General features: G+C 58.6%; 22 protein-coding genes. 15 read left to right on the forward strand and 7 right to left on the reverse strand.

The features are described 5' to 3' along the window. The first annotated feature begins 189 nt into the window (after positions 1-189). From WKS99_RS05785 to spoIIR, 7 genes are all read left to right on the forward strand, one after another. Positions 190-669 (forward strand): Lrp/AsnC family transcriptional regulator, encoded by a 480-nt coding sequence (locus tag WKS99_RS05785; protein WP_147571446.1) that lies wholly within the window; start codon positions 190-192, stop codon positions 667-669. After that, positions 666-1,856 (forward strand): aminotransferase class I/II-fold pyridoxal phosphate-dependent enzyme, encoded by a 1,191-nt coding sequence (locus tag WKS99_RS05790; RefSeq protein ID WP_147571445.1) that lies wholly within the window; start codon positions 666-668, stop codon positions 1,854-1,856. The genes WKS99_RS05785 and WKS99_RS05790 overlap by 4 nt, the downstream gene beginning before the upstream one ends. Positions 1,857-1,948: 92 nt before the next feature. Next, a complete protein-coding gene (thrH, locus tag WKS99_RS05795; protein WP_340405508.1) occupies positions 1,949-2,548 on the forward strand; it encodes a bifunctional phosphoserine phosphatase/homoserine phosphotransferase ThrH in 600 nt (199 codons plus the stop codon). Positions 2,549-2,644: 96 nt separating this feature from the next. Continuing rightward, positions 2,645-2,848, forward strand: coding sequence for a hypothetical protein (locus WKS99_RS05800; RefSeq protein WP_340405509.1), 204 nt, complete (start codon positions 2,645-2,647; stop codon positions 2,846-2,848). Then, entirely contained in the window at positions 2,835-4,127 is a 1,293-nt protein-coding gene (locus tag WKS99_RS05805) for a DUF1015 domain-containing protein (RefSeq protein WP_340405510.1), read from the forward strand. Before WKS99_RS05800 ends, WKS99_RS05805 begins: the two co-directional genes overlap by 14 nt. Before the next feature lie 38 nt (positions 4,128-4,165). Beyond that, positions 4,166-5,017 (forward strand): 4-(cytidine 5'-diphospho)-2-C-methyl-D-erythritol kinase, encoded by an 852-nt coding sequence (gene ispE / locus WKS99_RS05810; RefSeq protein ID WP_186852152.1) that lies wholly within the window; start codon positions 4,166-4,168, stop codon positions 5,015-5,017. 75 nt (positions 5,018-5,092) lie between these two features. Beyond that, on the forward strand, positions 5,093-5,710 hold the full coding sequence (gene spoIIR / locus WKS99_RS05815; RefSeq protein WP_186851953.1) for a stage II sporulation protein R: 618 nt from the start codon (positions 5,093-5,095) through the stop codon (positions 5,708-5,710). Positions 5,711-5,776: 66 nt separating this feature from the next. Here spoIIR and WKS99_RS05820 read toward each other — a convergent pair whose 3' ends face one another. From WKS99_RS05820 to WKS99_RS05830, 3 genes are all read right to left on the reverse strand, one after another. Continuing rightward, positions 5,777-6,505 carry an ATP-binding cassette domain-containing protein gene (locus WKS99_RS05820; protein WP_147571702.1) on the reverse strand — a complete coding sequence of 243 codons (729 nt, stop codon included), beginning with the start codon at positions 6,503-6,505 and terminating at the stop codon, positions 5,777-5,779. 4 nt (positions 6,506-6,509) lie between these two features. Next, positions 6,510-7,241 (reverse strand): amino acid ABC transporter permease, encoded by a 732-nt coding sequence (locus WKS99_RS05825; protein WP_147571703.1) that lies wholly within the window; start codon positions 7,239-7,241, stop codon positions 6,510-6,512. 129 nt (positions 7,242-7,370) lie between these two features. Further along, positions 7,371-8,246, reverse strand: a complete 876-nt coding sequence (locus tag WKS99_RS05830) for an ABC transporter substrate-binding protein (RefSeq protein WP_147571440.1) — start codon at positions 8,244-8,246, stop codon at positions 7,371-7,373. Between the two features lie 390 nt (positions 8,247-8,636). Here WKS99_RS05830 and WKS99_RS05835 point away from each other — a divergent pair, with 390 nt between their 5' ends. Together WKS99_RS05835 and WKS99_RS05840 are read left to right on the forward strand one after the other, a co-directional pair. Further along, positions 8,637-10,463 (forward strand): LTA synthase family protein, encoded by a 1,827-nt coding sequence (locus WKS99_RS05835; RefSeq protein WP_186851954.1) that lies wholly within the window; start codon positions 8,637-8,639, stop codon positions 10,461-10,463. Between the two features lie 90 nt (positions 10,464-10,553). Beyond that, complete coding sequence (locus WKS99_RS05840; RefSeq protein ID WP_340405511.1) at positions 10,554-11,240, forward strand: RsiV family protein; 687 nt, start codon at positions 10,554-10,556, stop codon at positions 11,238-11,240. Between the two features lie 14 nt (positions 11,241-11,254). Here WKS99_RS05840 and ppk1 read toward each other — a convergent pair whose 3' ends face one another. From ppk1 to WKS99_RS05855, 3 genes are all read right to left on the reverse strand, one after another. Continuing rightward, on the reverse strand, positions 11,255-13,417 hold the full coding sequence (gene ppk1, locus WKS99_RS05845; protein ID WP_340405512.1) for a polyphosphate kinase 1: 2,163 nt from the start codon (positions 13,415-13,417) through the stop codon (positions 11,255-11,257). Next, positions 13,414-14,319 carry a Ppx/GppA phosphatase family protein gene (locus WKS99_RS05850; protein WP_262668854.1) on the reverse strand — a complete coding sequence of 302 codons (906 nt, stop codon included), beginning with the start codon at positions 14,317-14,319 and terminating at the stop codon, positions 13,414-13,416. Before WKS99_RS05850 ends, ppk1 begins: the two co-directional genes overlap by 4 nt. 107 nt (positions 14,320-14,426) lie before the next feature. Next, a complete protein-coding gene (locus WKS99_RS05855) occupies positions 14,427-15,830 on the reverse strand; it encodes an alanine/glycine:cation symporter family protein (protein ID WP_340405513.1) in 1,404 nt (467 codons plus the stop codon). Positions 15,831-16,022: 192 nt separating this feature from the next. Between WKS99_RS05855 and nrdR the strand changes: the two genes are divergently transcribed. After that, positions 16,023-16,478, forward strand: a complete 456-nt coding sequence (gene nrdR / locus WKS99_RS05860) for a transcriptional regulator NrdR (protein ID WP_147571434.1) — start codon at positions 16,023-16,025, stop codon at positions 16,476-16,478. Positions 16,479-16,535: 57 nt separating this feature from the next. Here nrdR and WKS99_RS05865 read toward each other — a convergent pair whose 3' ends face one another. Further along, on the reverse strand, positions 16,536-18,650 hold the full coding sequence (locus WKS99_RS05865) for a glutamine synthetase III family protein (protein WP_412531158.1): 2,115 nt from the start codon (positions 18,648-18,650) through the stop codon (positions 16,536-16,538). Between the two features lie 209 nt (positions 18,651-18,859). On the opposite strand from WKS99_RS05865, the gene dapF reads away from it, so the two are divergent. The 5 genes from dapF to gdhA all read left to right on the forward strand — a co-directional run bounded on the left by dapF (position 18,860) and on the right by gdhA (position 25,576). After that, on the forward strand, positions 18,860-19,651 hold the full coding sequence (gene dapF, locus WKS99_RS05870) for a diaminopimelate epimerase (RefSeq protein WP_340405514.1): 792 nt from the start codon (positions 18,860-18,862) through the stop codon (positions 19,649-19,651). Between the two features lie 92 nt (positions 19,652-19,743). After that, entirely contained in the window at positions 19,744-20,967 is a 1,224-nt protein-coding gene (locus tag WKS99_RS05875; protein ID WP_147571431.1) for an LL-diaminopimelate aminotransferase, read from the forward strand. 132 nt (positions 20,968-21,099) lie between these two features. Continuing rightward, positions 21,100-21,696: a sugar O-acetyltransferase gene (locus tag WKS99_RS05880; RefSeq protein ID WP_340405515.1), complete on the forward strand. Its 597-nt coding sequence runs from the start codon at positions 21,100-21,102 to the stop codon at positions 21,694-21,696. A 332-nt stretch (positions 21,697-22,028) separates the two neighbouring features. Beyond that, complete coding sequence (gene glmS / locus WKS99_RS05885; RefSeq protein WP_340405516.1) at positions 22,029-23,864, forward strand: glutamine--fructose-6-phosphate transaminase (isomerizing); 1,836 nt, start codon at positions 22,029-22,031, stop codon at positions 23,862-23,864. A 365-nt stretch (positions 23,865-24,229) separates the two neighbouring features. After that, positions 24,230-25,576: an NADP-specific glutamate dehydrogenase gene (gene gdhA / locus WKS99_RS05890; RefSeq protein WP_340405517.1), complete on the forward strand. Its 1,347-nt coding sequence runs from the start codon at positions 24,230-24,232 to the stop codon at positions 25,574-25,576. Positions 25,577-25,587: the final 11 nt, after the last annotated feature.

Here is a 25,587-nt window from a genome sequence, read left to right on the forward strand (position 1 = left end):
GGCCTTTGCCTGTTTGTTATCGCCAGTCAAAAGAACGCCGCCCATACGAAAGTATGGGCGGCGCCTTTTTATCCGCTATTTTTATTCGCAGGATTGTTTTTCTCTCCAGTTACATGTATAATAAACGGGTATTTTAATCTCACGCAGATCCTACCCGGTTGCGGGCAGAGAAACAGGAGGAGAGCGTTCATGGAAAAGCTGTTGGAACTGTTGGAACAGGACTGCACCATGCCGGTGGCCGCGCTGGCTGCGGCTGCTGGAGTGCCTGAGGCAGAGGCAAAGGCAGCCATTCAAACATACGAGGAAGACCGCACGATTTTGGGGTATCAGGCCATCATCGACTGGGACCGGGTACGCAGGGAGAATGTTACGGCTCTAATCGAGGTCAAGGTCACCCCACAGACTATCAGCGGTTTTGACCGTATCGCGGAGCGTATCTACCAATATGACGAAGTGGAGAGCATGTACCTCATGAGCGGCTCCTTCGACTTGACGGTTATCATTTCGGGCCGCACCCTGCGGGAGGTAGCCCAGTTTGTAGGCGAGCGGCTGGCCCCTATTGAGGGAGTCACCGGCACTGCGACTCACTTTATTTTGAAGAAATACAAAGAGAAGCACTTGGTGTTCCGGCCCCAGGATCCGGAGGAAAGGGAGTATATCTTTACATGAATTACGATCATATTCTGAATGAGAAGATCCAAGGGGTCAAGCCTTCTGGTATCCGCAAGTTTTTTGATATCCTGGAGGAGATGACAGACGCAATCTCTCTGGGCATCGGAGAGCCTGACTTTGTTACCCCTTGGCACATCCGGGACGCTGGTATCTACTCCCTGGAGCGGGGACACACCAAGTATACCTCGAACGCCGGTATGCTCCAGCTCCGGCGAGAGATCGCCGCCTATCTTAACCGCCGCTTTGATCTGCAATATGACTACACCGACCAGATTCTGGTCACTGTGGGCGGCAGCGAGGCCATTGACCTGGCCCTCCGGGTACTGGTCAACCCTGGCGACGAGGTCATCGTGCCTGTGCCCTCCTTTGTCTGTTATGGACCGTTGACTGAAATGGCCGGGGGCGTGCCCAAGTATGTGGAACTAAAGGTAGAAAACAATTTCCGCCTGACCCCGGAGGAGCTGAAAGCGGCCATCACAGATAAGACCAAGGTTCTGGTACTGCCGTTTCCCTGTAACCCCACAGGCGGAATCATGGAGCGCAAGGATTTGGAGGCCATCGCTGAGGTCCTCCGCGGCAGCGATATTATGGTCATCTCTGACGAGATCTACGCGGAGTTGACCTATGGCCAGCGCCATGTGTCCCCCGCAAACCTGACCGATATGTATGAGCGGACCGTAGTGGTCAACGGCTTCTCCAAGAGCCACGCCATGACCGGCTGGCGTATGGGCTACGTCTGTGCCCCCAAACCAATCATTGCAGCCATGACAAAGCTCCATCAATTCGGCATCATGTCCGCCCCCACCACTAGCCAGTATGCCGCGGTGGAGGCCATGCGCAACGGCGACGGAGACATCGAGCATATGCGGGAGGAGTACGACCGCCGCCGCAGATACCTGGTGGAAAACCTGAACCGGATCGGTCTGAGCTGCTTCGAGCCCAAGGGCGCCTTCTATGTGTTCCCCGATATCCGCTCCACCGGTCTATCCAGCGAGGAGTTCTGTGAGCGATTCCTCATGGAAGAGAAGGTGGCTGTCATTCCTGGAAACGCCTTTGGCCCTGGTGGCGAGGGCTTTGTCCGGGCCTGCTACGCGGCATCTATGAAGGACATTGCCGAGTCTATCTCCCGGCTGGATAACTTCCTGGTCAACCTGCGCCGCCGGCAGGGACATGTGGGGCAGTAAAGCCCGCTGACGGGGCCCTGGGTAGGTGGACAGATGAGAGCCCATGACTCCAGCGGCCTTCTGAAAAAATAAAAGAGAATGAGGTATCTGCCATGAATGTAGTATGTTTAGATATGGAGGGCGTCCTGGTTCCAGAGATCTGGATCGCCTTTGCCCAAGCCAGCGGAATCCCGGAGCTGAAGCGCACCACACGGGATGAGCCCGACTATGACAAGTTGATGACCTGGCGGTTGGGAGTCTTGAAGGAGCATGGTCTGGGCCTAAAGGAGATCCAGGAGGTCATCTCCACCATAGATCCCCTGCCTGGGGCCAAGGAATTCCTGGACAAGCTGAGGGCCCAGACCCAGGTGATCATTTTGAGCGATACCTTTGAGCAGTTTGCCAAGCCCCTGATGGCCAAGCTGGGCTGGCCCACTCTGTTCTGTAATACCCTGAAGGTGGGGCCGGATGGGGCCATCACCGGCTATCAGATGCGCTGTGAGAAATCCAAGCTTACCACAGTAAAGGCGCTGCAGTCCTGTGGCTTTGACACCATCGCTGCCGGCGACAGCTTCAACGACCTTGGGATGATACAGGCCAGTAAGGCCGGGTTCCTTTTCAAGTCCACGGATGCCATCAAGGCGGCCCACCCGGAGCTGCCAGCATTTGAGGAGTTTGACGAGCTGCTGTCCGCCATCGAGGCTGTCCTCTGATCCGAGGAAAGGAGCGTAGGGGGAGACGCCCTCGTCTCCCCGCCGGAATGGTGGCCGCCTGTGGCGGCCCCTGCATGGGGAAGGGAGCGTGGACCTGTGTTTGCCAAGTGTGCCCTCGGCGTACTCTTGCTGCTGGCTGTGCTCAGCTGGTTGGGTTTTAAATTTAGGGAGATTCTGCTCGTTTTCCTGGCGGCCGCAGCGGTGGCGCTGGCCATCTGGTATCTGAAAAACAGATGTGATCGGCTGGAGGAAAAGCTGGACCTTCTGCTGAAAGAGATGAGAAAAGATGAAAAAGATTGATCTACCCTTCCGCCCTGCCAACATCCTGTTGCCCAGAGACTGCGACATGACTCTGTGGTCGGTGGTGGCCTGTGATCAGTACACCTCCCAGCCTGAATATTGGCAGCGGGTAGAGGAGCGGGTGGGAAAAGCCCCCTCGACCTTACGGCTCATCCTGCCGGAGAGCTGCTTGGAGGGGCCCAATGTGGAAACCGATATCATGGAGATCAACAATACCATGACCCGCTATCTTCGGGAAAACCGGTTTGTAGAATACCCTCACAGCATGATCTATGTGGAGCGTGTCATGACCAGCGGCAGGACCCGCCGGGGACTTGTGGGCATGGTGGACCTGGAGCGGTATGACTATGAGCCCGGCTCCGGGGCCATGGTCCGGGCCACGGAGGGGACCGTCCTCTCCCGTATCCCGCCCCGGGTAGCGGTGCGGAAGAACGCTCCCATCGAACTGCCTCACATTATGCTGTTGTCGGATGACCCGGAAAAGACCGTCATAGAGCCCTTAGCTGGCCAGACAGGTGGAATGGAGCTCCTCTACGACTTTGAATTGATGGAGGGCGGCGGCCATATCAGGGGCTGGAAGCTGACTCAGGAGCAGCTGGAGCAGGTGGAACAGGCTCTGGTTGCCTTGGCTGACCCGGCCGCGTTCCGGGAGAGATACGCCCTAAAGGATGCGCTTCCAGTTATGCTCTTTGCTGCCGGGGACGGCAACCACTCCCTGGCCACAGCCAAGGAGTGCTACGAGCGGCAGAAGAAGCTGGTTCCACAGGATCAGTGGGACAGCCTGCCCTCCCGGTATGCCCTGTGCGAGCTGGTCAATCTCCACGACGAGTCCCTGGAGTTTGAACCTATCCACCGGGTGGTGTTCGGTGTGGAGCCGGAGGAGCTGTTGTCCGCCCTGGAGGGATTTTATCCCGGTGCGTTCAGAGGTGGGAAAGTGGATGGCTGTGCACATATCCTGCCCTATATCTGTGCCGATGGGCAGGGACAGGTGGTGGTCCCCCACCCAAGTGCCCAGCTGCCGGTGGCTACGCTTCAGACCTTCCTGGACCAGTACATAGCCGCCCGACCTGGGGCTAAGATTGACTATATTCATGGGGAGCAGGTGGCCAGAGAACTGGCCCGGAACCGGCGGGATGCCATCGCCTTCCTGTTGCCTCCCATGGCCAAGGAGTCCCTGTTCCCCACAGTCATTCACGACGGCGTGCTGCCCAGAAAGACTTTCTCCATGGGCGAGGCACAGGAAAAACGCTTCTATCTGGAGGCCAGAAAGATCCGCTGAAAAAAATGAGGGCGGCGGGAGCCGCCGGGGAGGAAACTATGGAGGTCCAGGCCAACGCAAAACTGAATCTTACCCTGGACGTGCTGGGAAAACGGCCCGACGGCTACCACGACATGAGGATGGTCATGCAGTCCATCACTCTCTCGGATACCTTGACGGTAAAGGAGAATGGTGGCCGGGGGCTGCGGGTAGGGACCAACCTCCACTTCCTGCCCAACAACGAAAAAAATCTGGCAGCCCAGGCGGCTCTCCGCTTCTGGGAGGCCAGGGGGATCGGGGTAAAGGGGCTGGATATCACCATCGAAAAGCGCATTCCTGTTTGTGCCGGTATGGCCGGAGGGAGCAGTGATGCCGCTGCTGTCCTCCGGGCCCTGGATCAGATGGAGGGAGAGCCCTTTTCTATTCTGGAACTGGCTAGGATCGGGGAGCGGGTGGGGTCCGATGTGCCCTACTGTGTGCTAGGGGGGACCGCTCTGGCAGAGGGCAGGGGAGAGGTCCTCACCCCTCTGCCCCCTCTGCCCCACTGTTGGGTTGTGGTGTGTAAACCGCCCTTTCCCATCTCCACTCCGGAGCTGTTCGCCCAGTTGGACCGGGTCAGGGTGACACGGCGCCCGGACACTCAGGGGGTGATGGACGCTCTAGCGGCGGAGGATCTGGAGGGGGTTGCTCGAAGAATGTACAATGTATTTGAGGATGTCTTGCCCGACCGGCAGCGAAGCCGGGTAGCGGACATCAAAAACACTCTGATCCACTGCGGGGCGCTGGGAGCGACCATGAGCGGGACCGGACCCTCTGCCTTTGGCCTTTTTACTCAGCTTGAGAAGGCAAAGAGTGCCTGCGAGCTGCTGCGGGAGCAGTACCGGGAAACTTTTTTGGCGGAAACGGTTTAAGAACATCAGGGGCCGTCCATACTGTAAGCACTTACTTACAGTGTGGACGGCCTTTTAAGGCCCCAAGGAGGACCTATGGACAGAAAACTGAAGCGGTGGGAGATGGCCCTGATGCTGGGCCTGCTGTGTGCTCTGGTGGGAGGGAGCTGGCTGGGTCAGGAGCAGCACGAGCTGGCGGACAGCGTTATCCGCTTTCATGTGATCGCAAACTCAGACAGCGCCCAGGACCAGGCGTTGAAGCTGGCAGTCCGGGACCGGGTGCTGGAGGAGGCACAAGCGGTCTACCCCTCCAACGCGACCCTGGAAGGTGCCCGGTCCGCGTTGGAGAGCAGTCTGACCCAACTGGCGGATGCCGGGCGACAGGTGGTGGAGGAGCAGGGCTATGACTACCCGGTGTCCGCCCAGTTGACCCAGTGCTGGTTCCCTACCAAGGAGTACGACGGCTTCGCCCTGCCCGCCGGGAACTATACGGCTCTCCGGGTGGTTATTGGGGAAGGCGAGGGGCAGAATTGGTGGTGTGTGGCCTTCCCGCCCCTGTGCCTGGGGGCGGCCAGCGAAACCGTAGATACCGCCGCACAGGCTGGCTATTTCAGTCAGGACCAGGTCAAACTAGTCACCGGCGAGAGCGAGGGCTATGTGCTAAAATTCAAGGGTATGGAGCTGCTGGGACAACTGGAAGCCTTTTTCAGCTAGTAAGAAACCACATTCTCGAAGAATAAACGAAGTCCGGGCTGTAAACAGCCCGGACTTCGTTTATTCTTATAGTACCTTGGACAAAAAGAGCTGGGTGCGGGGATGCTGGGGATGGTCAAAAAAGGCCTTGGGCTCATTTTCCTCCAGGATCTGTCCGCCGTCCATGAACAGCACCCGGCTGCCCACCTCACGGGCAAAGCCCATCTCATGGGTGACCACCACCATGGTCATACCATCCTGCGCCAGCTCCTTCATAACGTCCAGAACCTCGCCTACCATCTCCGGGTCCAAAGCGGAGGTGGGCTCGTCAAAAAGCATGACCTCCGGGTCCATACACAGTGCCCGGACAATGGCGATCCGCTGCTTCTGGCCACCGGAGAGCTGGCTGGGGTAGGCGCTGGCTCGGTCCGCCAGCCCTACCCGTTCCAGCAGGGTCATGGCCTGGGCCTCGGCCGCCTCCCTGCTCTTTTTCAGAAGCTGTGTAGGGGCCAGAGTCATATTTTTCAGGATGGTCATGTGAGGAAACAGGTTGAAATGCTGGAATACCATGCCCATTTTTTGACGGTACAGGTTGATGTCCGCCTTGGGGTTCGTGATATCGGCACCTTTGAAGAATATTTTACCTCCAGTGGGGAGCTCCAGGAGGTTTAAGCAGCGCAAGAAGGTGGACTTCCCTGACCCGGAGGGGCCGATGACCACGACTACCTCGCCCTTTTGTATTTGGGCGGAAACGCCGTCTAGGGCCTTGATTGCACCGCCGTTGAAGTACTTTTGCACCTTTTCGGCTTGAATGATCACATTATCGTTCACTGTTTCTCAACCTCCTCTCCAGCTTTCCTACCAGGAAGGTGAAGAACATGACCAGAGTTAGATAGACCAGCGCGGAGATGAGCAGGGGGAAGAGGTAGTCATAGGCGTTGCCGCCAATGATATTGCCCACATAGGTCAGATCATTCAGCCCCACATAGCCAGCCACGGCTGTTTCCTTCAACAGGACAATAAATTCGTTGGCCAGAGTCGGCAGTACATTCTTAAAGGCCTGGGGCAGGATGATGTGCCGCATGGTGGCCACATACCCAAAGCCAAGGGAGCGGCCCGCCTCCATCTGGCCGGGGTCGATGGACATGATGCCGCTGCGGATGATCTCTGCCACATAGGCGCCGGAGTTGATGCCGAAGGACAGGGCGCCCACCAGCAGCTTGTTCCGGCTGGAGGCAAAGACCACATAGTACAAAATGAGCAGCTGGACGATCACGGGGGTGCCGCGGATGACGGTCAAATAGACTTTGGCGGCGAAATTGGCAATGGCCAGGACGATCCGCCGGGGCCCACGTATCTCCAGGCAGGTCTTATCCCAGGTGACCCGGATCAAGGCCACGACCACGCCCAGGATCACGCCCAGGATCAGGGCCATGGCAGTGAGCTTCAGTGTGTTGATCAGACCGTCCACAAACATCATGTAGCGGTCGTCAAAAATCAGGCTTTTATAGATGTCATAGCCCAGATCATTGAGCCATTCCGGGCCGTTCATGATCCAGTCCGGGGCTACAGTAGGCCACAACTTAGATGCCGATGGTCCCATTCTGCTCCTCTCCTCACTTGAAAAGCAAGGGGTCCAGTGTCCTGGGCCCCTTGCCGGTCTATGTATTTATCACGAAAATCAGTCGGCGGTGATGTACTTGTCGATGATGCTCTGGATGGTACCGTCGTCCAGCAGCTCCTGCATCGCGGTATTCACAGCATCGTACAGGGCGGTATTCTCCTTATTCATGGCGGCGGCGTAGTCCTCGGTGATGTACTCAGTGTCCAGGATCTTCAGACCGTCGATCTCGGACACGAAGGCCTTAGCGGGCTCGTTGTCGATAATCACGCAGTCCACTTTGCCGGACACCAGGGCCTGCACGGTGTCAGAAGCCTTGCTGTACCGGTCGATGGTGCCCAGGCCGGCGTCCTCGATATCCTGAGTGGCGTAAATGTCGCCGGTGGTGTTGCGCTGTACGCCGACCACATAGTTGGCGCCCTCAGCGAACAGGTCGTCTACGCTGGTGATGGCGGAATCTTCCGTCACGATGACGACCTGAACACCGGTAGCGTAGCTGACGGTGAAGTCCACCTCAGCGGCACGGTCGGGGGTGACGGTCATACCGGCCAGGCCGATGTCGGCCTTGCCGCCCTTGACAGCCTCAATAACAGCGTCGAACTCCATGTCCTCGATGACAGGCTCCAGGCCCAGCTTCTCGGCCACAGCGGTGATGATCTCGGCGTCGATGCCGGCTACCTGACCGCCCTCGATGTACTCATAGGGAGGGAAGGTGGCGTTGGTGGCCATGATCAGCTTGCCCTCCTCCACAGTGGTGAAGGAGGCGTCACCGGCGCTGCTGGCATCGCCGGTGGAGGTGCTGGCGTCAGACTGGGAGGTGGAGGCGCTGCCGTTGGAGCTGGCAGAGCCAGGGGCGCTCTGGTCACCGCTGTTGCCACAGGCGGCCAGAGACAGGGACATGGCCAAAGCCATGGTCAAAGCAAGCAGTTTTTTCATGTTTAAAAATCTCCTTTTCAATGGGGCCCCGGACTGATTCGGGACGTTGTGATGAGTATACCCCAGAGACTATTTTTCGTCAATAGATAAATATGCAAAATTGTGAATGAAACTTTTTAATTTTTGGGTAAAAAATTGATTATTAAGACACGATATATCAAAATTTCAAAAGAAGTAGACCGAGTGATGAGACAAAATGAATATTCAAAATCAAATGAATAAAAAATCTGCGGCCTCTGCGCAACATTTCGTTCTGGCCTGCGTCTATATACTTGGGCGCCTGAAGAAAAAATCTAAATTTTTTATGAAATTAGGAACAGAACCCTTGCATTTTCCCACGGGGGAGTTATGCTATAAAATAGCGGTTTTGAGGGCCGTTGGAGGAACATAATGAAAGCACTGCTGTACAAAGATACTTTTCCCCGTCTGCTGGCTGACATGAGGGAGCGGCCCGGCAAATGGCTGTCCCGGCTGGTATTTCTGCTGGGTCCCTGGGCCTGTCTGTGGATGGTGGAGATCCTGAATGAAAACGACATATTTTCCGATCTGGATGGCTGGCAGGTCCTGATGAACCTGGTGTGGTACTACGGCCTATTTTTCGTTCTGCGGCTTGTCCTGGGCAGAAACCGCCGGGCCGCCGCTCTGGGGGCCTGCCTGGCCTTCACTTTCGGGCTGGTCAACCACTATGTCCTACGGTTCCGGGGCCGTATCCTGTTTCCAGCGGATATCACCGGGTGGCGCACCGCCGCCAATGTGGCGGATGGCTTTGACTACTCTCCAGACCTCTATATTACCCAGGCGGCTATCCTGCTGGTGGCCTATCTGGCACTGGTGTTTTTCTGCGTTCCCCAGACAAGACGGGCCAAGATACGCCTGCCCTTCGCCCTGGTCCTGTGGACGGCCGTGCTGGGGTACAGTTATGCCTTTTTCTTCACTGGTATGCTCCCGGCCTTGGGAATCTATACCCAGCAGTGGGTCACTCAGCGCAACGGCTTTTTACTTAACTTCACCATCGCTCTGCGCTACTCCTCGGTGGACGAGCCGGAGGGATACTCGGAGGAAACTGTGCTCCAACTGATGAAGGAGTATCCAGGGACAGATGGGACATCACAGGGGGAGCGGCCGGTAAACATCATTGGCATCATGAACGAGTCCTTTGGTGACTTCTCCATCTTCGACGGCTTTGCGCCCTCGGAGGACCCTTTGCCCTTCCTCCATTCCATGGAAGAAAACACCATCCAAGGCTGGATGTACTCCCCGGTGACAGGCGGAGGGACCGCCACTGTGGAGTTTGAGTTCTTGACTGGCTTCACCAGCCTGTTCCAGCCTCCGCACACCGTGGCCTACCAGCTGTATGTGGAGGAGGACATGCCCTCCTTGGCTGCCCTGGCTGGGAGCCAGGGCTATGACACTACGGCTTTCCATCCCTACAAGTCCTCCGGGTGGAACCGAGTGCTGGCCTATGACTATCTGGACTTTGACAGCCAGCTCTATGAGGAGGACGTGGTCGAACCCTGCTATATCCGGCACTATGTTTCCGACCTGTCCGACTACCGGACCATTTTCCAGACCACGGAGGAGGAGGATAGGAGCTTTTTCTTCAACGTGACCATGCAGAACCACAGCGGATACGCCCAGGGATGGAACAATCTGGAGCGGACTATCCTCCTGCCGGACGAGTTGAAACAGGCGGACAGCACAGCGGAACAGTATATGGCTCTGGCCCGGGAGAGCGACAAGGCTCTGGAGGAGCTGATCGCTTATTATAGTCAGTGTGAGGAGCCCACATTGATCGTTTTCTTCGGTGACCACCAGCCCCCTTTGAAAAATGCCTTTTATGAGCAACTGTACGGCAAGAAGCTGTCAGAGCGGACCACCGAGGAGGTCATGCGGCAGTATGCTGTTCCCTTCTTCATCTGGGCCAACTACGATATCGAGGAGCGGAGAGACGTGGTCATCAGCCCCAACTATCTGGGAGTGCTGACTGCCCAGACCGCTGGACTGCCGCTGACGGGTTATATGGAGTTTTTGGCCGACTGCTACGAGGTGCTGCCGGCAGTCACTCCGGTAGGCTTTTGCACGGCGGGTGGAGAATTTTTGGAGGAAAAGGAATTGAACGAGGAGCAGCGGGAGTGGCTCCGAAAGTACGAGATATTGAATTACTGCGGCATGGTGGACCTGTTTGACGAAGCACGCCCCATGTTCTGCCTGAACTGACCAAGAGGGGGGCGCTGCAGCGCCCCCCCCTCTCACCCTTCGCTCTGGTGGTACATAGGATGTACCAAGAAGGATAGAGGAGGGACCGCTATGAAGGAAAGGGGAGCGGGGCGGACAGAGCCCCAGGTCCTGTGGCATGAGGAGAAGGGGAGCCTGACCCTGGAGGGAGAGCCGGTGCTGGAATATACCCTGTCCTGGCCGGAGGTCCAAAACGCCGGCCTGAGCGGCCGGTGGATTAGTCGTTACTACGACCGGCTGGCCCGATCCTGGAAACAGCGGTGGCAGAGAGAGGTGTACCTAGCCGCCTGCCTCTCTTTCGCCCAGAAGCGGGAGCGGTCCCGTCCCTTCCAGTGCTGGACGGGGCGGCTGGGAGGAGAGGTGACCGCCTTGGAGGGCGGGCTGCTGTCCATCCGGCTGGAGGGAGAGGAGATCCGTGGGGACGGAAAGCCCTGCCGGGTGACCTGGGGAGATGTGTGGAAGGTGAGAGAGGGGAGGCCAGAGCCCCTGAAACGCTTTTTTCCTGGGGAGAGGCGGTGGAAAGGCAGGCTGACCGCTGCCATTCGAGAGCAGGGAGAGGCCCGCCGGACGGGCGGAGACTGCTTTCTGGACCAGGGCTGGGAGAAATACATAGGGAAGCTGCTGCCCAGCCGTGACTTCTGGCTGCAGGATGGGGAGTTGGCATTTGCCTTTCCCCAGTGCGCCATCGCCCCGGCGGCCGAGGGAACCCCGGTGTTCCGTTTCCCACTGGCAGAACGGGAGGAGCGGCCGGAAGCATAAGCAGAGGGCCCAGGTCACTCGGACCTGGGCCCTCTGCGTTCCCTTTTTCTGGGCAGGAGCCGACGAAGCCAGGCGGGGAGCCTGTTCCGATTTGCCCTTGAGCTGCTGCCGTGGAGGGGAGGGAGGACAGGGGGAGAAACGGTTTCCTGCTGAAATATCTCCTGGCAGTTGACCGGCTCCTGTCCGTTCAACTCGCGGGGATGGTAGCCGCCGCCCGGCTTCAGTTCCCGGGCCTTGACGTTGTCCCGCTGGAGCAGGTCAATGATGTGGAACAGCCGCCCTCGAACCCAGGGGTCCAGAACCGGACAGGCCAGCTCCACTCGACGCTCTGTATTCCGGGTCATGAAGTCGGCAGAGGAGATGTACAGGTCCGCCTCCTCACCCCGGCCGAATTGATAGATGCGGCTGTGTTCTAGATACCGACCAACGATGGAAAAGACGGTGATCCGGTCAGTCAGTCCCGGTACCCCCGGCATCAGGCAGCAGATGCCCCGGACGTTCATGACGACCTCCACCCCGGCCTGGGAAGCCTGGGCCAGCTTGTCAATGAGCGTTCGGTCGGTGATAGAGTTGAGCTTGAAAAAGAGGTAGCCCTGGCTGCCCTTGGCGATCTCGCGGTCGATGAGGGCCATGACTCTGTCCCGAAGGCCAAGGGGAGAGGCCAGCAGGCGCTGGTATTCTCCATGGAAATTGCCGATAGCCATGTTCTGAAAGAAGGCGGCGGCGTCCGCCCCAATGACCGGGTCAGCGGTTATGAGGGATAGGTCGGTATAGAGTTTGGCGGTCTTTTCGTTGTAGTTGCCCGTACCAACTTGGGTGATATATTGGACTCCGGCTTTGGTCCGGCGGGTGATGAGACAGATTTTGGAGTGGACCTTGAGCGCCTCGGAGCCGTAGAGGAGGGTGCAGCCTGCCTCCTCCATCCGCTCGGCCCAGCGAATGTTGTTCTGCTCGTCGAACCGAGCCCGCAGTTCCATGAGTACGGTGACATCCTTGCCGTTCTCCGCGGCGGCGGACAGATATTCAGCCAGCTTGGCTCGGGAGGCCAGACGGTAGATGGTGATTTTGATGGAGGCTACCTGGGGGTCAAAGGCAGCTTCCCGAATCAGGTGGAGAAAGGGGTCCATCTGCTCGAAGGGATAGAAAAGAAGGACGTCCCGTTCCAATACCTGGGGCAAGATGGGTCTCTGGGGGTCCAGGCAGGCGGGAAAGCGAGGGGAGAAGGGCGGGTCACACAGGGCGGCCGCGCTTTCAGCCGGCAGGAGGGCGGCCAGGGCATAGGCATACTCCAGGCGGATGGGACAGCGGGTCTTAAAGACCTGATCCCGGTTTAAGCCCAGGCGCTGGCAGAGAAATGGGATGAGCTTATCCCCCTTTCCCCCCTGGAACTCCAGCCGGACCGGAGAGAGGCGGGCCCGCTTTTTGACCAGCTTTCGCATGTGCTGGCGGAAATCCTCATCTACATCATAGCTCTCGTCCTCCGGGCTGATATCCGCGTTCCGGGTGACGGCCACCACGGCCTTTTCCGTGACTGTGAACTGGTCGAAGATCTGGTCAGCGTAGGAGAGAAGAAGATCCTCCAGAAGAATGTAGTGCAAGCCCCGCTCCTCCAACCGCAGAAAGGGGGGCAGGCTGGTGGGGACAGGGAGAAAGCCAAAGGAGTCCCGGCCGTCCCGCTTTAGGCATAGGGCCACCGCCAGCCCCTTGTTGGGCAGGTGGGGGAAGGGGTGGTGCAGGTCTACCACCAGTGGGGAGAGGATGGGGCGCACCTGGCTTTGAAACCAACTGTCCGCCTGCTTCCTGGCCTTGCTGTCCAGCTGTTCCATAGACAGCCGGCAGATGTTACAGGAGCGCAGCCGCAGGTCTAACTGGTCAAAGACCTTGTCCCGCTGCTTGTACAGGGGAGGGACCGCCTTGAAGATGGCCTCCAACTGCTGCTGGGGAGTGCGGCCGCTCTTATTGTCTATGTGCTCCTCTTTCACCAGGGCCATATCAGTAATAGAACCCACCCGAACCATGAAGAACTCGTCCAGGTTGCTGGTGAAAATGGCGGCGAATTTCAGCCGCTCCATCAGGGGAACGGACTCGTCCCTGGCCTCAGCCAGTACACGCTCATTAAATTTCAGCCAGGACAGCTCACGGTCCTGGGTATACCGGTAGTCCGTTGGAAGGCTCATCCCGCTTCCCCCTTTAGTACCCTGTGGTGGAGGTAGCCCTCCCGGACGCCACAGGAACTGACCAAAATCTCTTGAAGCTGGTAGGCCTGTGCCACTGTGTCCAGCACTAGAAGGCCGGGGATCAGCGTGTGGATGCGGTCAGGGGCGGCCTTGAGCAGCAGATGCAGGTGGTCGTGGTCCGGCTTTTTCAGAGTTTTCAGCAGGCGGCGAAGCTCCTGGGCGGACAGGGTATGGCAGTTCTGAGGGCGGCCAAACAGGCGGTTTGCCACCTTACAGGCCGCACGGGCCGTACCGCCCACCCCGCAGGCCTGGGGGATAGAAGGGGGAGCGGGGACAAAGTGGTCCAGCTGCTCCCTGATATGGGCCCGGATGGCCTTCCGCTCCTTCCCTGTGGGATGTAGGTGAGCGACATACTGGCTAAACAGGGATAGGGAACCCAGAGGGAGGGAGCAGGAGGACAAGATCTGTCCCTCCCGATAGTGGACTAGCTCGGTGGAGCCGCCGCCCAGGTCGATGAGCAGGCCGCTGTTAGGCCCAGTGGGGCTGACAGCCCCCAGGTAGGAGAGACGGGCCTCCTCCGCTCCAGACAACACATCCACGGACAGGCCGGTGTCCCGCTGGAGCTGGGCCACAGCGTCCTCGGTATTGGAGATGTTGCGCAGGGAGGCGGTGGCAAAGACATGAGGCTGGTCAAAGCCCAGGTTTTTCATCAGATCCTGATATTCCATCAGGATTTGGCTGGCAGTCTGAATGCCCTGGGGCGTCATGGTGCCCCCCTCTACATAGTCGGCCAGACCGGCGGTCACCTTGCGGTTCATCAGCAGCCTGGCGCTGCCCTCCTCGCACTGATAGATGGACAGTCGAACCGTATTGGAGCCAAGGTCTACTACGCCGTGTATCATGGCAGATACCCCTTTCCCATATGAAAGATCGATGGGTACAGTGTTCCCAGATCTGACAAAAATAAAGCGATCCTCTCTGCCAAACCGGGGCAGGCGGATAAATTTTATTATAGCATATCATGGTGGGGGTTTCTTTGATGAAATGGTAAAATGGAGGTTAAATTTGCGTGCCGCAGCTCTGTCCACTGCCGCAGGGTGGAGAGAGCCTCAGGGGCCAGCATAAGGAGGGCGGCCAGATTAGGAAGGGCCATCAGGGCGTTGGACAGGTCCACCAGCAGCCAGATAGCGCCCGGCTCCCACAGAGCGCCGGCCAGAGTACAGGCCAGAAAAACCGTCCGATAGGCCGGGAGTAAACGATCACCTCCTGAGAGATAGCGCAGGCACTGCTGTCCGTAGTAGCTCCAGCCCAGGATAGAGGAGAAGGCAAAGAGGAGGAGGGACAGGGCTACCACCCCCTCCCCGGCCCGGCCTAGTACAGAGCCGAAGGCGGCGGCGGTAAGCGGGGCACCCGTCAGCATAGATGGATTCGCCGGGTCCCACACGCCGCTGACCAGGATGGTAAGAGCGGTGACGGTACATACCACCAGCGTAGATAGAAATACCTCAAAGACACCCCACATCCCTTGTCGGGCAGGGTGGTCCACCTGGGCGGCCCCGTGGGCCATGGCAGAGGTGCCCAGCCCGGCCTCGTTGGTAAACACTCCGCGTGCCACCCCATACCGCAGGGCGGAGGCCACCGTCCAGCCAGCTCCGCCGCCCAGAGCGGCGGAGGGGGACAGGACGCAGGTAAAGATGAGCTCCACAGCTTCAGGGATAGCCCGCCAGTTGCCGGCCAGTACAAGAGCACCGCTGCCCAGATAGAGCAGAGCCATGGCTGGGACCAGGGCGGAGGATACCTTGGCGATGCGGCCGATGCCGCCCACCATCACCAGTCCTGCCAGCAGGGTGGTGACCACGCCTGCCCAGACCCGCTCCAGGCCGAAGGTGGCCTCCAGGGAGAGGGCGATGGAGGAGGACTGAACTAAGTTGCCCCCGGCCAGGGTAGCGGGCAAACAGGCCAGAGCAAACCAACCTGCCAGCAGAGGAGAGCCCACGCCGTCCCGTAGGTAAAACATGGGCCCGCCCTGGAGTCCCCCGCCGGGAGCCGGCCGCTGATACTTTACGGCCAGCAGCTTCTCACCACAGCCTGTCATCATAGCCAGCAGGGCTGAGATCCACATCCAGAAAACGGCCCCAGGCCCGCCCAGGGTCAGGGCGGTGGCCACCCCGGCGATGGAGCCCGTTCCCATGGTGGAGGCCAGGGCGGTGGCCAGAGCTTGGAGGGAGGACAGGCCGCCCCCCGCTTTTTTCCTACCATGGAACAGGGAACCGAGCGTGGAGCGCAGCCACAGGCGGAAACCGAAGATTTGAAAGAAACCGGAACCCAGAGAGTAGACCAGGCCGGTGAGAAGAAACAGCCCCAACAGCCAGGGCGACCAGATGAAGTCTGTCAGACGGGCTAGAAATTCCATATCGTATCACCTCGCTCTACCACAGATATGCCGGAAAAGAAGGGGACAGTCCTGTTTTTTACCCTTGTCTAGTTCTGGCCTGCTGTGTTATAATAACCATATAATGATTATAAAAACTTGATTTTGCCCTGCTCCTTCGTCGGGACCGCGAGAGATGGCGGAGAGAAAGACAATACCTGGGAGGTATGTGGTATGAAGTGTCCCTACTGTGCCTATTTGGAGAGCAAGGTCGTGGATTCCCGCCCCGCGGACGAGGGGGCCAGCATCCGCCGCCGCCGGGAGTGTCTATCTTGCCACAAGCGGTTCACCACCTATGAGACTATGGAGAGTCTGCCCCTGATGGTGGTGAAAAAGGACGGCAGCCGCCAGAGCTTTGACCGGAACAAGGTACTCAGCGGCCTGATCCGGGCCTGTGAGAAGCGCCCAGTGCCCTACCATATGCTGGAGGAGATGGTCAATGAGATCGAGCAGGTCCTCCAGAACAAGATGGAGCGGGAGATCAGCTCCTCCGAAGTGGGCGAGCTGGTCATGGAGCGGCTGAAGAAAATCGACGAGGTGGCCTATGTTCGCTTCGCCTCGGTGTACCGTCAATTCAAGGACATCAACACCTTCATGCATGAGCTGAACAAGCTGCTGGAGGACAAATAGGGAAATAAGAGACCTCCCCGCCGGCGGCGGGGAGGTCTCTTCATGTTGCGGACAAGATCATACTTCGAAAAGGAGGTCACCGTAGGTGGGGACAGGCCACAGGTCCTTATCCACCAGAAGCTCCAGCTCATCCACCGGGTGGCGGAGGGCGGCCATAGCGGGCACCACAGCGTCGTGATAGGCGTGGGCCATCTCCTTGATGTCCTGGATGGCGTCCACACGGTCCATCAGAGGTTTGAGCTGGTCCAGGGCGGCGGAGGCGTCGGCCAGATAGGAGCTGACTTGGATGAGCAGCTTGCGCTGAACGGTGAGGTCGGCCTGGGGACAGCCGGAGGCCACAGCGGTTATGGACTGGCCCAGCCGGGTGGTATAGGCGATAGCGGTGGGGATGTAGTGCTTGGAGGCCATATGGATCATGGTGTTGGCTTCGATTTTGATCATCTTCACATAGGTTTCGTACATGATCTCCGCCCGGGCCTCCAGCTCGGTCTTGGTGTAGATGCCGAACTTGGAGTACAGCTCCTCGGCCTTGGGGGTGGTGAGGGCGGGGATGGCGTCCACCATAGAGGGGAGGTTGGGCAGGCCCCGGCGGACAGCCTCGGCCACCCACTCGTCAGAATAGCCGTCGTCGTTGAAGATGATGCGCTGGTGCTGGCTCATCCAGTCGTGGATCAGCCTGGAGCAGGCCCCGTGAAAGTCCTCGGCCCCCTCCAGGATATCGGCAGCCTGGCAGAAAGCCTCGGCCACGATGGCGTTCAGGGCCACATTGGCCTCAGCGATGGAGTCGGAGGAGCCCACCATGCGGAACTCAAACTTGTTGCCAGTGAAGGCGAAGGGGGAGGTGCGGTTCCGGTCAGTGCCGTCCTTGTCCAGGACAGGGATAGTGGATACGCCGGAGTCCAGCTTGCCGCTGGCCAGCAGCTTGATGGATTCAGAGTTGGACACGATCTGTGCCACCACGTCGTCCAACTGGTCCCCCAGGAAGATAGAGATGATGGCGGGCGGGGCTTCCTGAGCGCCCAGACGGCTCTCGTTACCCACGCAGGAGGCGGAGCAGCGCAGCAGGTCGGCGTGGTCGTCCACCGCCTTCATGATACAGGCCAGCACCAGCAGGAACTGGAGGTTTTCGTTGGGCGTGTCGCCTGGAGCCAGCAGGTTCTCCCCCTGATCGGTGGAGATGGACCAGTTGTTGTGCTTGCCAGAGCCGTTGACCCCCACGAAGGGCTTTTCGTGGAGCAGGCAGACCAGGCCGTGGCGGGTGGCCACCCGCTTCATGGTCTCCATGGTCAGTTGGTTCTGATCAACGGCCAGGTTACAGGTGGTATAGATGGGGGCCAGTTCATGCTGGGCGGGGGCAGCCTCGTTGTGCTGGGTGGTGGCGGGAATCCCCAATTTCCACAGCTCCCGGTTCAGGTCAGCCATAAATTCGCCCACCCGTGGGCGGATCACGCCGAAATACTGGTCGTCCATCTCCTGCCCCTTGGGGGCCGGAGCCCCGAAGAGCGTTCTGCCGGTATAGATCAAGTCACGGCGCTTGAGGTACTTGTCCCGGTCTACCAAGAAATACTCCTGCTCGGCCCCTACGGAGGGGGTAACCTTTTTGGCCTGGGTGTTGCCGAACAGCCGCAGGATGCGCAGAGCCTGGGTGTTGATGGCCTCCATGGACCGGAGGAGGGGGGTCTTCTTATCCAAGGCATCGCCAGTGTAGGACACGAAGATGGTGGGGATGCACAGGACGGTGCCGCAGGACATCTCCTTGACAAAGGCGGGGGAGGTCATGTCCCAGGCCGTGTAGCCCCGGGCGTAGTGGGTGGCCCGGAGGCCGCCGGAGGGGAAGGAGGAGGCGTCTGGCTCTCCCATGATCAGCTGCTTGCCGGTGAACTGAAGCAGGGTTCTGCTGTCCTGCGGCGGCGTGAGGAAGGAGTCGTGCTTCTCGGCGGTGATGCCGGTAAGGGGCTGGAACCAGTGGGCGTAGTGGGTAGCGCCCTTTTCCACGGCCCAGTCCTTCATGGCAGTGGCCACGATGTCAGCGGTGGCCATGGAGATGTTGCCGCCGTTATCCATCACATCTACCAATTCGGCGTATACCTTTTTGGGCAGGCGTTCCTGCATGACGGTTCTGCTGAATACGTTGGAAGCAAAAATTTCAGTGATACAGTCGCTCAAGCTGATCAGCCCCTTTCAAATTACTACCATAATAGCCTATCTCTCCCCCCTATGGCAAGAAAAAATCTTGCAAATATCCCGTCGGAGCCAAAAGAAGTTGTAGAGAAAATCCACAAAGGGGCCACCCGGAGGGCGGCATGAGAGGAGAGGGGGACGCATAGGCTGGACCGGGGTGGCGGCGCTTGCGCACCTTCACCCCAGAAAGGGGCGAGAATATGCGTTTTACAAAGATGGAGGGGCTGGGCAACGACTATATTTATGTAAACTGCATGGAAGGGGAGCCGGAGGATTTACCGACTCTGGCAGTCCGGTTGTCTGACCGGCACTTCGGAGTGGGCGCGGACGGACTGATCTGTATCAAACCAGGGCGGACCGGAGATTTTACCATGGAGATGTACAATGCCGACGGTTCTCGGGGGGCCATGTGTGGGAACGGCATCCGCTGTGTGGGCAAGTACGTCTATGACAGGAAGCTGACCCGGAAGACCTGCCTGACTATTGACACCGATGCCGGCCCCCGTGGGCTAGAGCTGGCGGTGCGGGGAGGGAAGGTGGAACAGGTCACCGTAGACATGGGGCAGGCGATTCTCTATCCAGAGGTGGAGCTGGAGGCGATGGGGGAGCAGTACACGGTCCACCAGGTGGGAGTGGGGAACCCTCACGCCGTCATTTTCTGCCCAGACCCAGAGAGGGTCAGGCTGGAAGAACTGGGCCCGGTGCTGGAATGTCATCCCAATCTGCGGGAGCGGTCCAATGTGGAATTTGTGTCCTGTCAGGATGGGCATGATCTCCACGTCCGGGTGTGGGAACGAGGGAGCGGGATCACCCTAGCCTGCGGCACCGGGGCCTGCGCTGCTTTTGAGGCGGCCAGACGGCAGGGATTGTGCGGAAGTCGGGCGGAGGCTCGTCTGCCCGGAGGGACGCTGGGATTGGAGTGGAGGGAGGGACGGATCTTTATGACCGGCCCAGCCCGGACGGTGTTCGAGGGAGAGATAGAGATGGGATGAAAATTTCAGTTTTCCATTGACAACCCCCTGTCCATCAGGGATAATATCAACCATTAAGACCTTAGAAACTGCCATACGAAGGAGTTGGTACCATGGTAAAGATCAATGAGAACTATCAGAAGCTGCCCGGCAGCTACCTGTTTTCTGAGGTAGCCCGGCGCATCTCTGTCTATTCCGCCGCCCACCCGGAGGCCAGGATCATCAAGCTGTCTATCGGGGATGTGACCCGGCCGCTGGCCCCAGCGGTCATCCAGGCCATGCAGAAGGCCGTGGAGGAGATGGGGACTTTTGCGGGGTTCCACGGCTATGGTCCGGAGCAGGGCTATGACTTCCTGCGGCAGGCCATCGCCCAGCATGATTATGCCGCCCGCGGGGTGGATATCAAGCCGGAGGAGATCTTTGTGTCCGACGGTGCCAAGAGTGACTGCGGCAACATCGGGGACATCTTTGGAGTAGACAACATTGTGGCCGTCTGTGACCCGGTCTACCCCGTCTATGTGGACACCAATGCCATGGCTGGCCGGGCCGGCAGCTATCAGGAGGAGTTAGGCAAGTGGGATCGGCTGGTCTACATGCCCTGTGTGGAGTCCAACGGTTTTTCCCCGGAGCCCCCCAAGGAGAAAGCGGATATCATTTATCTCTGCTTCCCCAATAATCCCACTGGCGCTGTGGCCAGCCGGGAGCAGTTGAAGGCCTGGGTGGACTACGCCAACAAAAACGGATCTGTCATCCTCTATGACTCGGCTTACGAGGCATTTATCACCGAGGAGGAGATTCCCCACACCATCTTTGAGATCGAAGGTGCCCGGACCTGTGCCATTGAGTTCCGGTCCTACTCCAAGACTGCCGGCTTTACCGGCAACCGCTGCGCCTACACCGTGGTGCCCATGGAACTGGAGCGCCAGGGTGTCAAGCTGAACAGCCTGTGGAACCGCCGTCAGTGCACCAAGTTCAACGGTGTCCCCTATGTGATCCAGCGGGGAGCTGCGGCCATCTATACCCCAGAGGGCAGAGAGCAGACCCGCGCCGCCATCGCCTATTACCAGAACAACGCCAAGGTCATCCGGGAGGGGCTGTCCGCCGCCGGGCTGGAGTGCTTTGGCGGAGTCAACGCCCCCTATATCTGGCTCAAGACGCCGGATGGCATGGGCTCCTGGGACTTCTTTGACCTGGTGTTAGACCGGGCCAATGTGGCCACTACCCCAGGCGCCGGGTTTGGTCCCAGCGGCGAGGGCTATATCCGTTTGACCGCCTTCGGAGACGCGGACGCCACCCAGGAAGCGGTGGACCGCATCCGAGCCATGCTGGACAAGTAAACGCACAGAGGGAGAACGCACGCGGGGGAGTCATCTTCCGCGCGCGTTTCCCTGTCCACGGCAATTTTTTCTTTACGGGACAGGTGACCGCGTACTATAATGCAGAGGACGGCTTGGAAAGGAGGGTGAACCATGACGGAAAAGGAGAAGATGCTCTCTGGCGCCCTGTATAACGCCGGAGACCCGGAGCTGGTCTGGGAAAGGGACAGGGCCAAGGCTTTGTGTGAGAAGCTCAACGTCCTGCCCAGCGGGGACGGTCCGGCCAGAGAGCGGGTACTTTCCCAACTCTTTGGACACACCGGAGGAAATATTGTGGTAAATTCGGTCTTCTGGTGCGACTACGGGTATAACATCCGAGTGGGAGATAATTTTTATGTCAACCATAATTGCGTCATTTTGGACTGTATGCCTGTCACCTTTGGGGACAACGTGATGATCGGCCCCAACTGCGGCTTTTACACGGCCAGCCACCCGATGGACGCGGAGCGGCGCCGGGCCGGCTGGGAGTATGCCGCCCCCATCACTGTGGGCAGCGATGTATGGTTCGGCGGCGGAGTGACGGTGCTGCCTGGAGTGACCATCGGGGACGGGGCGGTTATCGGCGCGGGAAGCGTGGTCACCCGGAACATCCCGCCCCATGTGCTGGCGGCAGGCAATCCCTGCCGTCCGGTTCGGCCTATCACCCAGGAGGACGGGACGATTCAATTTCCAAGGGAATCAAAGACTTGATATGAGAGCTGAATAGGCTTTTATATACCAAATGTCGCAGAAAGAAAGGAGGACTATGGGCTTGGGCCCATCAGAAGCGCCAGTGCCCCCGGCTGAACTGGGGGACGACGAGGAGAGGGGAAAATGGCTGGGAAGGACTGTTTCCTTCAATATCCGGCCATGATCGAAAGATTCGGCGGATGCCCCTCCGTGCGGGCTCCGGGTGCGTGACACAGTCAGAAATATGCGGGCGACCGCAAAACAGAGGGGCTGTGACCGGGGGACGAGGCAAATGGCTGCGAGTTTGTCCTCTTGAAGAAATCAAACGTGTGAAATCAGGAGGAAAACAGAATATGTGCGGAATTGTAGGCTATATTGGCAAGGAGCAAGCAGCTCCCATTCTTCTGGAAGGACTGTCCCGACTGGAGTACCGGGGCTATGACTCGGCAGGGATGGCGGTCTATGACCAGGATCGAGGCACCCTTTCTGTCCACAAGGCTAAGGGCCGGCTGAAGGTGCTGGCCGACCAGCTCCAGAACGGGGCGGCGGTCAAGGGCACCGTGGGCATCGGTCACACCCGCTGGGCCACCCACGGGGCGCCCAGCGATGTCAATTCCCATCCCCAGGTGAGCCAAAGCGGCAAGATCGCCGTGGTCCACAACGGGATCATTGAAAACTATGGGGAATTGAAGTCCTTTTTGATGGGTAAGGGCGTTTCCTTCCTGTCCGATACGGATACGGAGGTGGTGGCCCAGCTCATTGAGTATTTCTATCAGGGGGATCTGCTGAAGGCGGTGGGGCAGGTGCTTCACCGGATCCAAGGGGCCTATGCCCTAGGCATCCTGTGTGCCGACTATCCGGACCAGATCATCGCTGTCCGAAAAGATAGCCCGCTGATCTTGGGGTATGGACACGGATGCAATTTTCTGGCCAGCGACGTCACGGCCATCATCAAGCATACCCGGCAGGTGGGCTATATGGAGGATGGAGAGCTGGCCGTCCTGACCCGGGAGGGCATCCAGTGCTATGACCGGCTGTTGGAGCCTGTGGACAAAGAGATATCCTATGTGGACTGGGAGATCGACGCGGCGGAGAAGGGCGGTTATGAGCACTTCATGTTCAAGGAGATCATGGAGCAGCCTCAGGCTCTGCGCCGGGCTATCCTGCCCCGTATCCGGGAGGGAGAGGTCTGCTTTGAGGACTTTGGACTCAGTCAGGACTATGTCCGGGCGATGAGCAAGGTGTACATTGTGGCCTGTGGCTCCAGCTACCATGTGGGCATGGTGGGCAAATATGTACTGGAGCGGCTGACCCGCAGGCCGGTGGAGGTGGCGCTGGCCTCTGAATTCCGGTATATGGATCCCATCGTAGACGGGAGTACGCTGGTGGTAGTCATCAGCCAGTCGGGAGAGACTCTGGACACTATGGCCGCCCTGCGGGAGGCCAAACGGCTTGGGGCCAAGGTTCTGTCCATCGTCAATGTGGTGGGCAGCTCCATCGCCCGAGAGTCTGACGAGGTGCTGTACACCTGGGCGGGTCCGGAGATTGCCGTGGCCACCACCAAGGGTTACTCCACCCAACTGGCGGTGCTGGACCTGCTGGCCCTGTGGTTTGCCAGAGTGCTGGGCACTGTCGCCCCAGAGGAGTACCACACGATCTTGGATGAGATGACCCGCCTGCCAGACAAGATGGAGCGGGTACTGGCTGAACGGGACAGCATCCAGTACTTTGCCTCCCACTGGTTTAACCACAACTCCATTTTCTTCATGGGCCGCAACCTGGACTATGCTCTAGGGCTGGAGGGGTCGCTGAAGCTGAAGGAGATCTCCTACATCCACTCGGAGGCCTACGCCTCCGGTGAGCTGAAACACGGTACCATCAGCCTGGTGGAGGAGGGGACCCTGGTGGTGGCACTGGGGACATACGACAGGCTTTTTGAAAAGGCTATGAGCAACGTGGTGGAGGTAAAGGCCCGTGGGGCCGACGTGTTGGCCCTCACCACCGAGAGCCACAGCGGGGAGATGGAAAAGACCGCCGACGGCGTCATGACCATCCCGGATACCCATGAGCTGCTCCTGCCTTCTCTGGGCGTGGTGCCCCTCCAGCTTTTCGCGTACTATGTGGCGTTGATGCGGGGCTGTGACATCGATAAGCCCCGGAATTTGGCTAAGAGCGTTACAGTGGAATAGGCTGCTGTTTGGACAACAGCGGGCTGATATTAAGTTAAAAGAGCTCCCCTGTGTAAAAACACAGGGGAGCTCTTTTGAATGTAAAAAGGAAAAAATGAAAATTTTGGGACATAAAAAATGAAGGGATTCTGTTAAAAAGGAACCATCTTGCAGGATAATTTTCAAGTTAGTTAAAAAATAAACGAAAAATATTGAGAGATGCATATGAAATGTGAATGATCCTACAAAGATTAAAAATGCAAGAAAACAATCATTGACTTGCAAAACAGAGAAGTGCTATAACGGTATCACACTAAAGCGCCAAAGAGCAGAGAAGGGGGACATGAGGAGCGGAGCTCTGCAAAAAATTTTTAGGAGGTAACGATATGGGCATCCGAAATGAGTATTTGAATGGTCTGATGGAGCGGGTGGTAAGCAATAACCCGGCCCAGCCAGAGTTTCACCAGGCGGTGCGGGAGGTGCTCTCCTCCCTGGCACCTGTGGTAAACGCCCGGCCGGAGCTGATTTCCCAGGGTGTGATGGACTGCCTGGTGGAGCCGGAGCGTACCATCTCCTTCCGGGTGCCCTGGGAGGATGAACAGGGGAAAATCCATGTAAACCGGGGTTACCGCATCCAGTTCAACAGTGCCATCGGCCCCTATAAGGGCGGGCTGCGGTTCCACCCCTCAGTCAATGAGAGCATCATCAAGTTCCTGGGCTTTGAACAGACCTTCAAAAACAGTCTGACCGGACTGCCCATCGGTGGCGGCAAGGGCGGCGCCAACTTTGACCCAAAAGGCAAGTCGGACCTGGAGATCATGCGGTTTTGCCAGTCCTTCATGAATGAGCTGTTCAAATACATCGGGCCGGACACCGATGTTCCGGCTGGAGATATCGGTGTAGGGGCCAGGGAGATCGGCTATCTCTTCGGACAGTATAAGAAGCTGCGCAATGAGTTTACCGGAGTTCTTACTGGCAAGGGGTTGACCTATGGCGGCTCCTTGGCCCGCAAGGAGGCCACCGGCTATGGACTGTGCTATTTTGCCGACAATATGCTGCGGGAGGCGGGGCGGTCCTTTGACGGGTCCACCGTGGTCATCTCCGGTTCAGGCAACGTGGCTATCTACGCCTGCAAAAAGGCCCACCAGATGGGAGCCAAGGTGGTGGCCATGTCCGACTCCAACGGCTATATTTATGATCCGGAGGGCATCGACCTGGACTTGGTCAAGCAGCTCAAGGAGGTGGAGCACACCCGGATCCGAGAGTATGTTCAGCGCCGGCCTTCCGCGCGCTATCAGGAGGGCTGCTCCAACATTTGGCAGATCCCCTGTCACATTGCCCTGCCCTGCGCCACCCAAAATGAGCTCAACGGGGAGGCGGCCAAGGCACTGGTGGCCAACGGCTGCTTCGCCGTGGCGGAGGGGGCCAATATGCCCTGTACGCCTGAGGCGGTGGAGGTTATCCAGGGCTCCGGCCTGCTGTTCGCCCCCGCTAAGGCGGCCAACGCCGGCGGCGTGGCCGTGTCCGCCCTAGAGATGAGCCAAAACTCCATGCGCTTCTCTTGGACCTTTGAGGAGGTGGACCAGCGGCTTAAGACCATTATGGATGACCTGTACCGCAACGCCTCCAATGCCGCCGCCCAGTACGGCATGGCAGGCGACCTGGTGGCGGGGGCCAATATCGCGGGCTTTCTGAAGGTGGCCGACTCCATGCTGGCCTACGGCATCGTGTAAAGGAGGAATAC

The sequence above is a fragment of the Flintibacter sp. HCN-6482 genome (assembly GCF_037892565.1).
Lineage (GTDB): Bacteria > Bacillota > Clostridia > Oscillospirales > Oscillospiraceae > Lawsonibacter > Lawsonibacter aceti.

Excerpts from the sequence above, each read along its gene's own strand:
- WKS99_RS05790 (WP_147571445.1), top strand. The coding sequence starts at position 666 with ATGAATTACGATCATATTCTGAATGAGAAGATCCAAGGGGTCAAGCCT.
- spoIIR (WP_186851953.1), top strand. The coding sequence starts at position 5,093 with ATGGACAGAAAACTGAAGCGGTGGGAGATGGCCCTGATGCTGGGCCTG.
- glmS (WP_340405516.1), top strand. The coding sequence starts at position 22,029 with ATGTGCGGAATTGTAGGCTATATTGGCAAGGAGCAAGCAGCTCCCATT.
- WKS99_RS05785 (WP_147571446.1), top strand. The coding sequence starts at position 190 with ATGGAAAAGCTGTTGGAACTGTTGGAACAGGACTGCACCATGCCGGTG.
- WKS99_RS05850 (WP_262668854.1), bottom strand. The coding sequence starts at position 14,319 with ATGATACACGGCGTAGTAGACCTTGGCTCCAATACGGTTCGACTGTCC.
- WKS99_RS05835 (WP_186851954.1), top strand. The coding sequence starts at position 8,637 with ATGAAAGCACTGCTGTACAAAGATACTTTTCCCCGTCTGCTGGCTGAC.
- WKS99_RS05875 (WP_147571431.1), top strand. The coding sequence starts at position 19,744 with ATGGTAAAGATCAATGAGAACTATCAGAAGCTGCCCGGCAGCTACCTG.
- ispE (WP_186852152.1), top strand. The coding sequence starts at position 4,166 with ATGGAGGTCCAGGCCAACGCAAAACTGAATCTTACCCTGGACGTGCTG.
- gdhA (WP_340405517.1), top strand. The coding sequence starts at position 24,230 with ATGGGCATCCGAAATGAGTATTTGAATGGTCTGATGGAGCGGGTGGTA.
- WKS99_RS05880 (WP_340405515.1), top strand. The coding sequence starts at position 21,100 with ATGACGGAAAAGGAGAAGATGCTCTCTGGCGCCCTGTATAACGCCGGA.
- thrH (WP_340405508.1), top strand. The coding sequence starts at position 1,949 with ATGAATGTAGTATGTTTAGATATGGAGGGCGTCCTGGTTCCAGAGATC.
- nrdR (WP_147571434.1), top strand. The coding sequence starts at position 16,023 with ATGAAGTGTCCCTACTGTGCCTATTTGGAGAGCAAGGTCGTGGATTCC.
- WKS99_RS05840 (WP_340405511.1), top strand. The coding sequence starts at position 10,554 with ATGAAGGAAAGGGGAGCGGGGCGGACAGAGCCCCAGGTCCTGTGGCAT.
- dapF (WP_340405514.1), top strand. The coding sequence starts at position 18,860 with ATGCGTTTTACAAAGATGGAGGGGCTGGGCAACGACTATATTTATGTA.
- WKS99_RS05830 (WP_147571440.1), bottom strand. The coding sequence starts at position 8,246 with ATGAAAAAACTGCTTGCTTTGACCATGGCTTTGGCCATGTCCCTGTCT.
- WKS99_RS05855 (WP_340405513.1), bottom strand. The coding sequence starts at position 15,830 with ATGGAATTTCTAGCCCGTCTGACAGACTTCATCTGGTCGCCCTGGCTG.
- WKS99_RS05825 (WP_147571703.1), bottom strand. The coding sequence starts at position 7,241 with ATGAACGGCCCGGAATGGCTCAATGATCTGGGCTATGACATCTATAAA.
- WKS99_RS05805 (WP_340405510.1), top strand. The coding sequence starts at position 2,835 with ATGAAAAAGATTGATCTACCCTTCCGCCCTGCCAACATCCTGTTGCCC.
- ppk1 (WP_340405512.1), bottom strand. The coding sequence starts at position 13,417 with ATGAGCCTTCCAACGGACTACCGGTATACCCAGGACCGTGAGCTGTCC.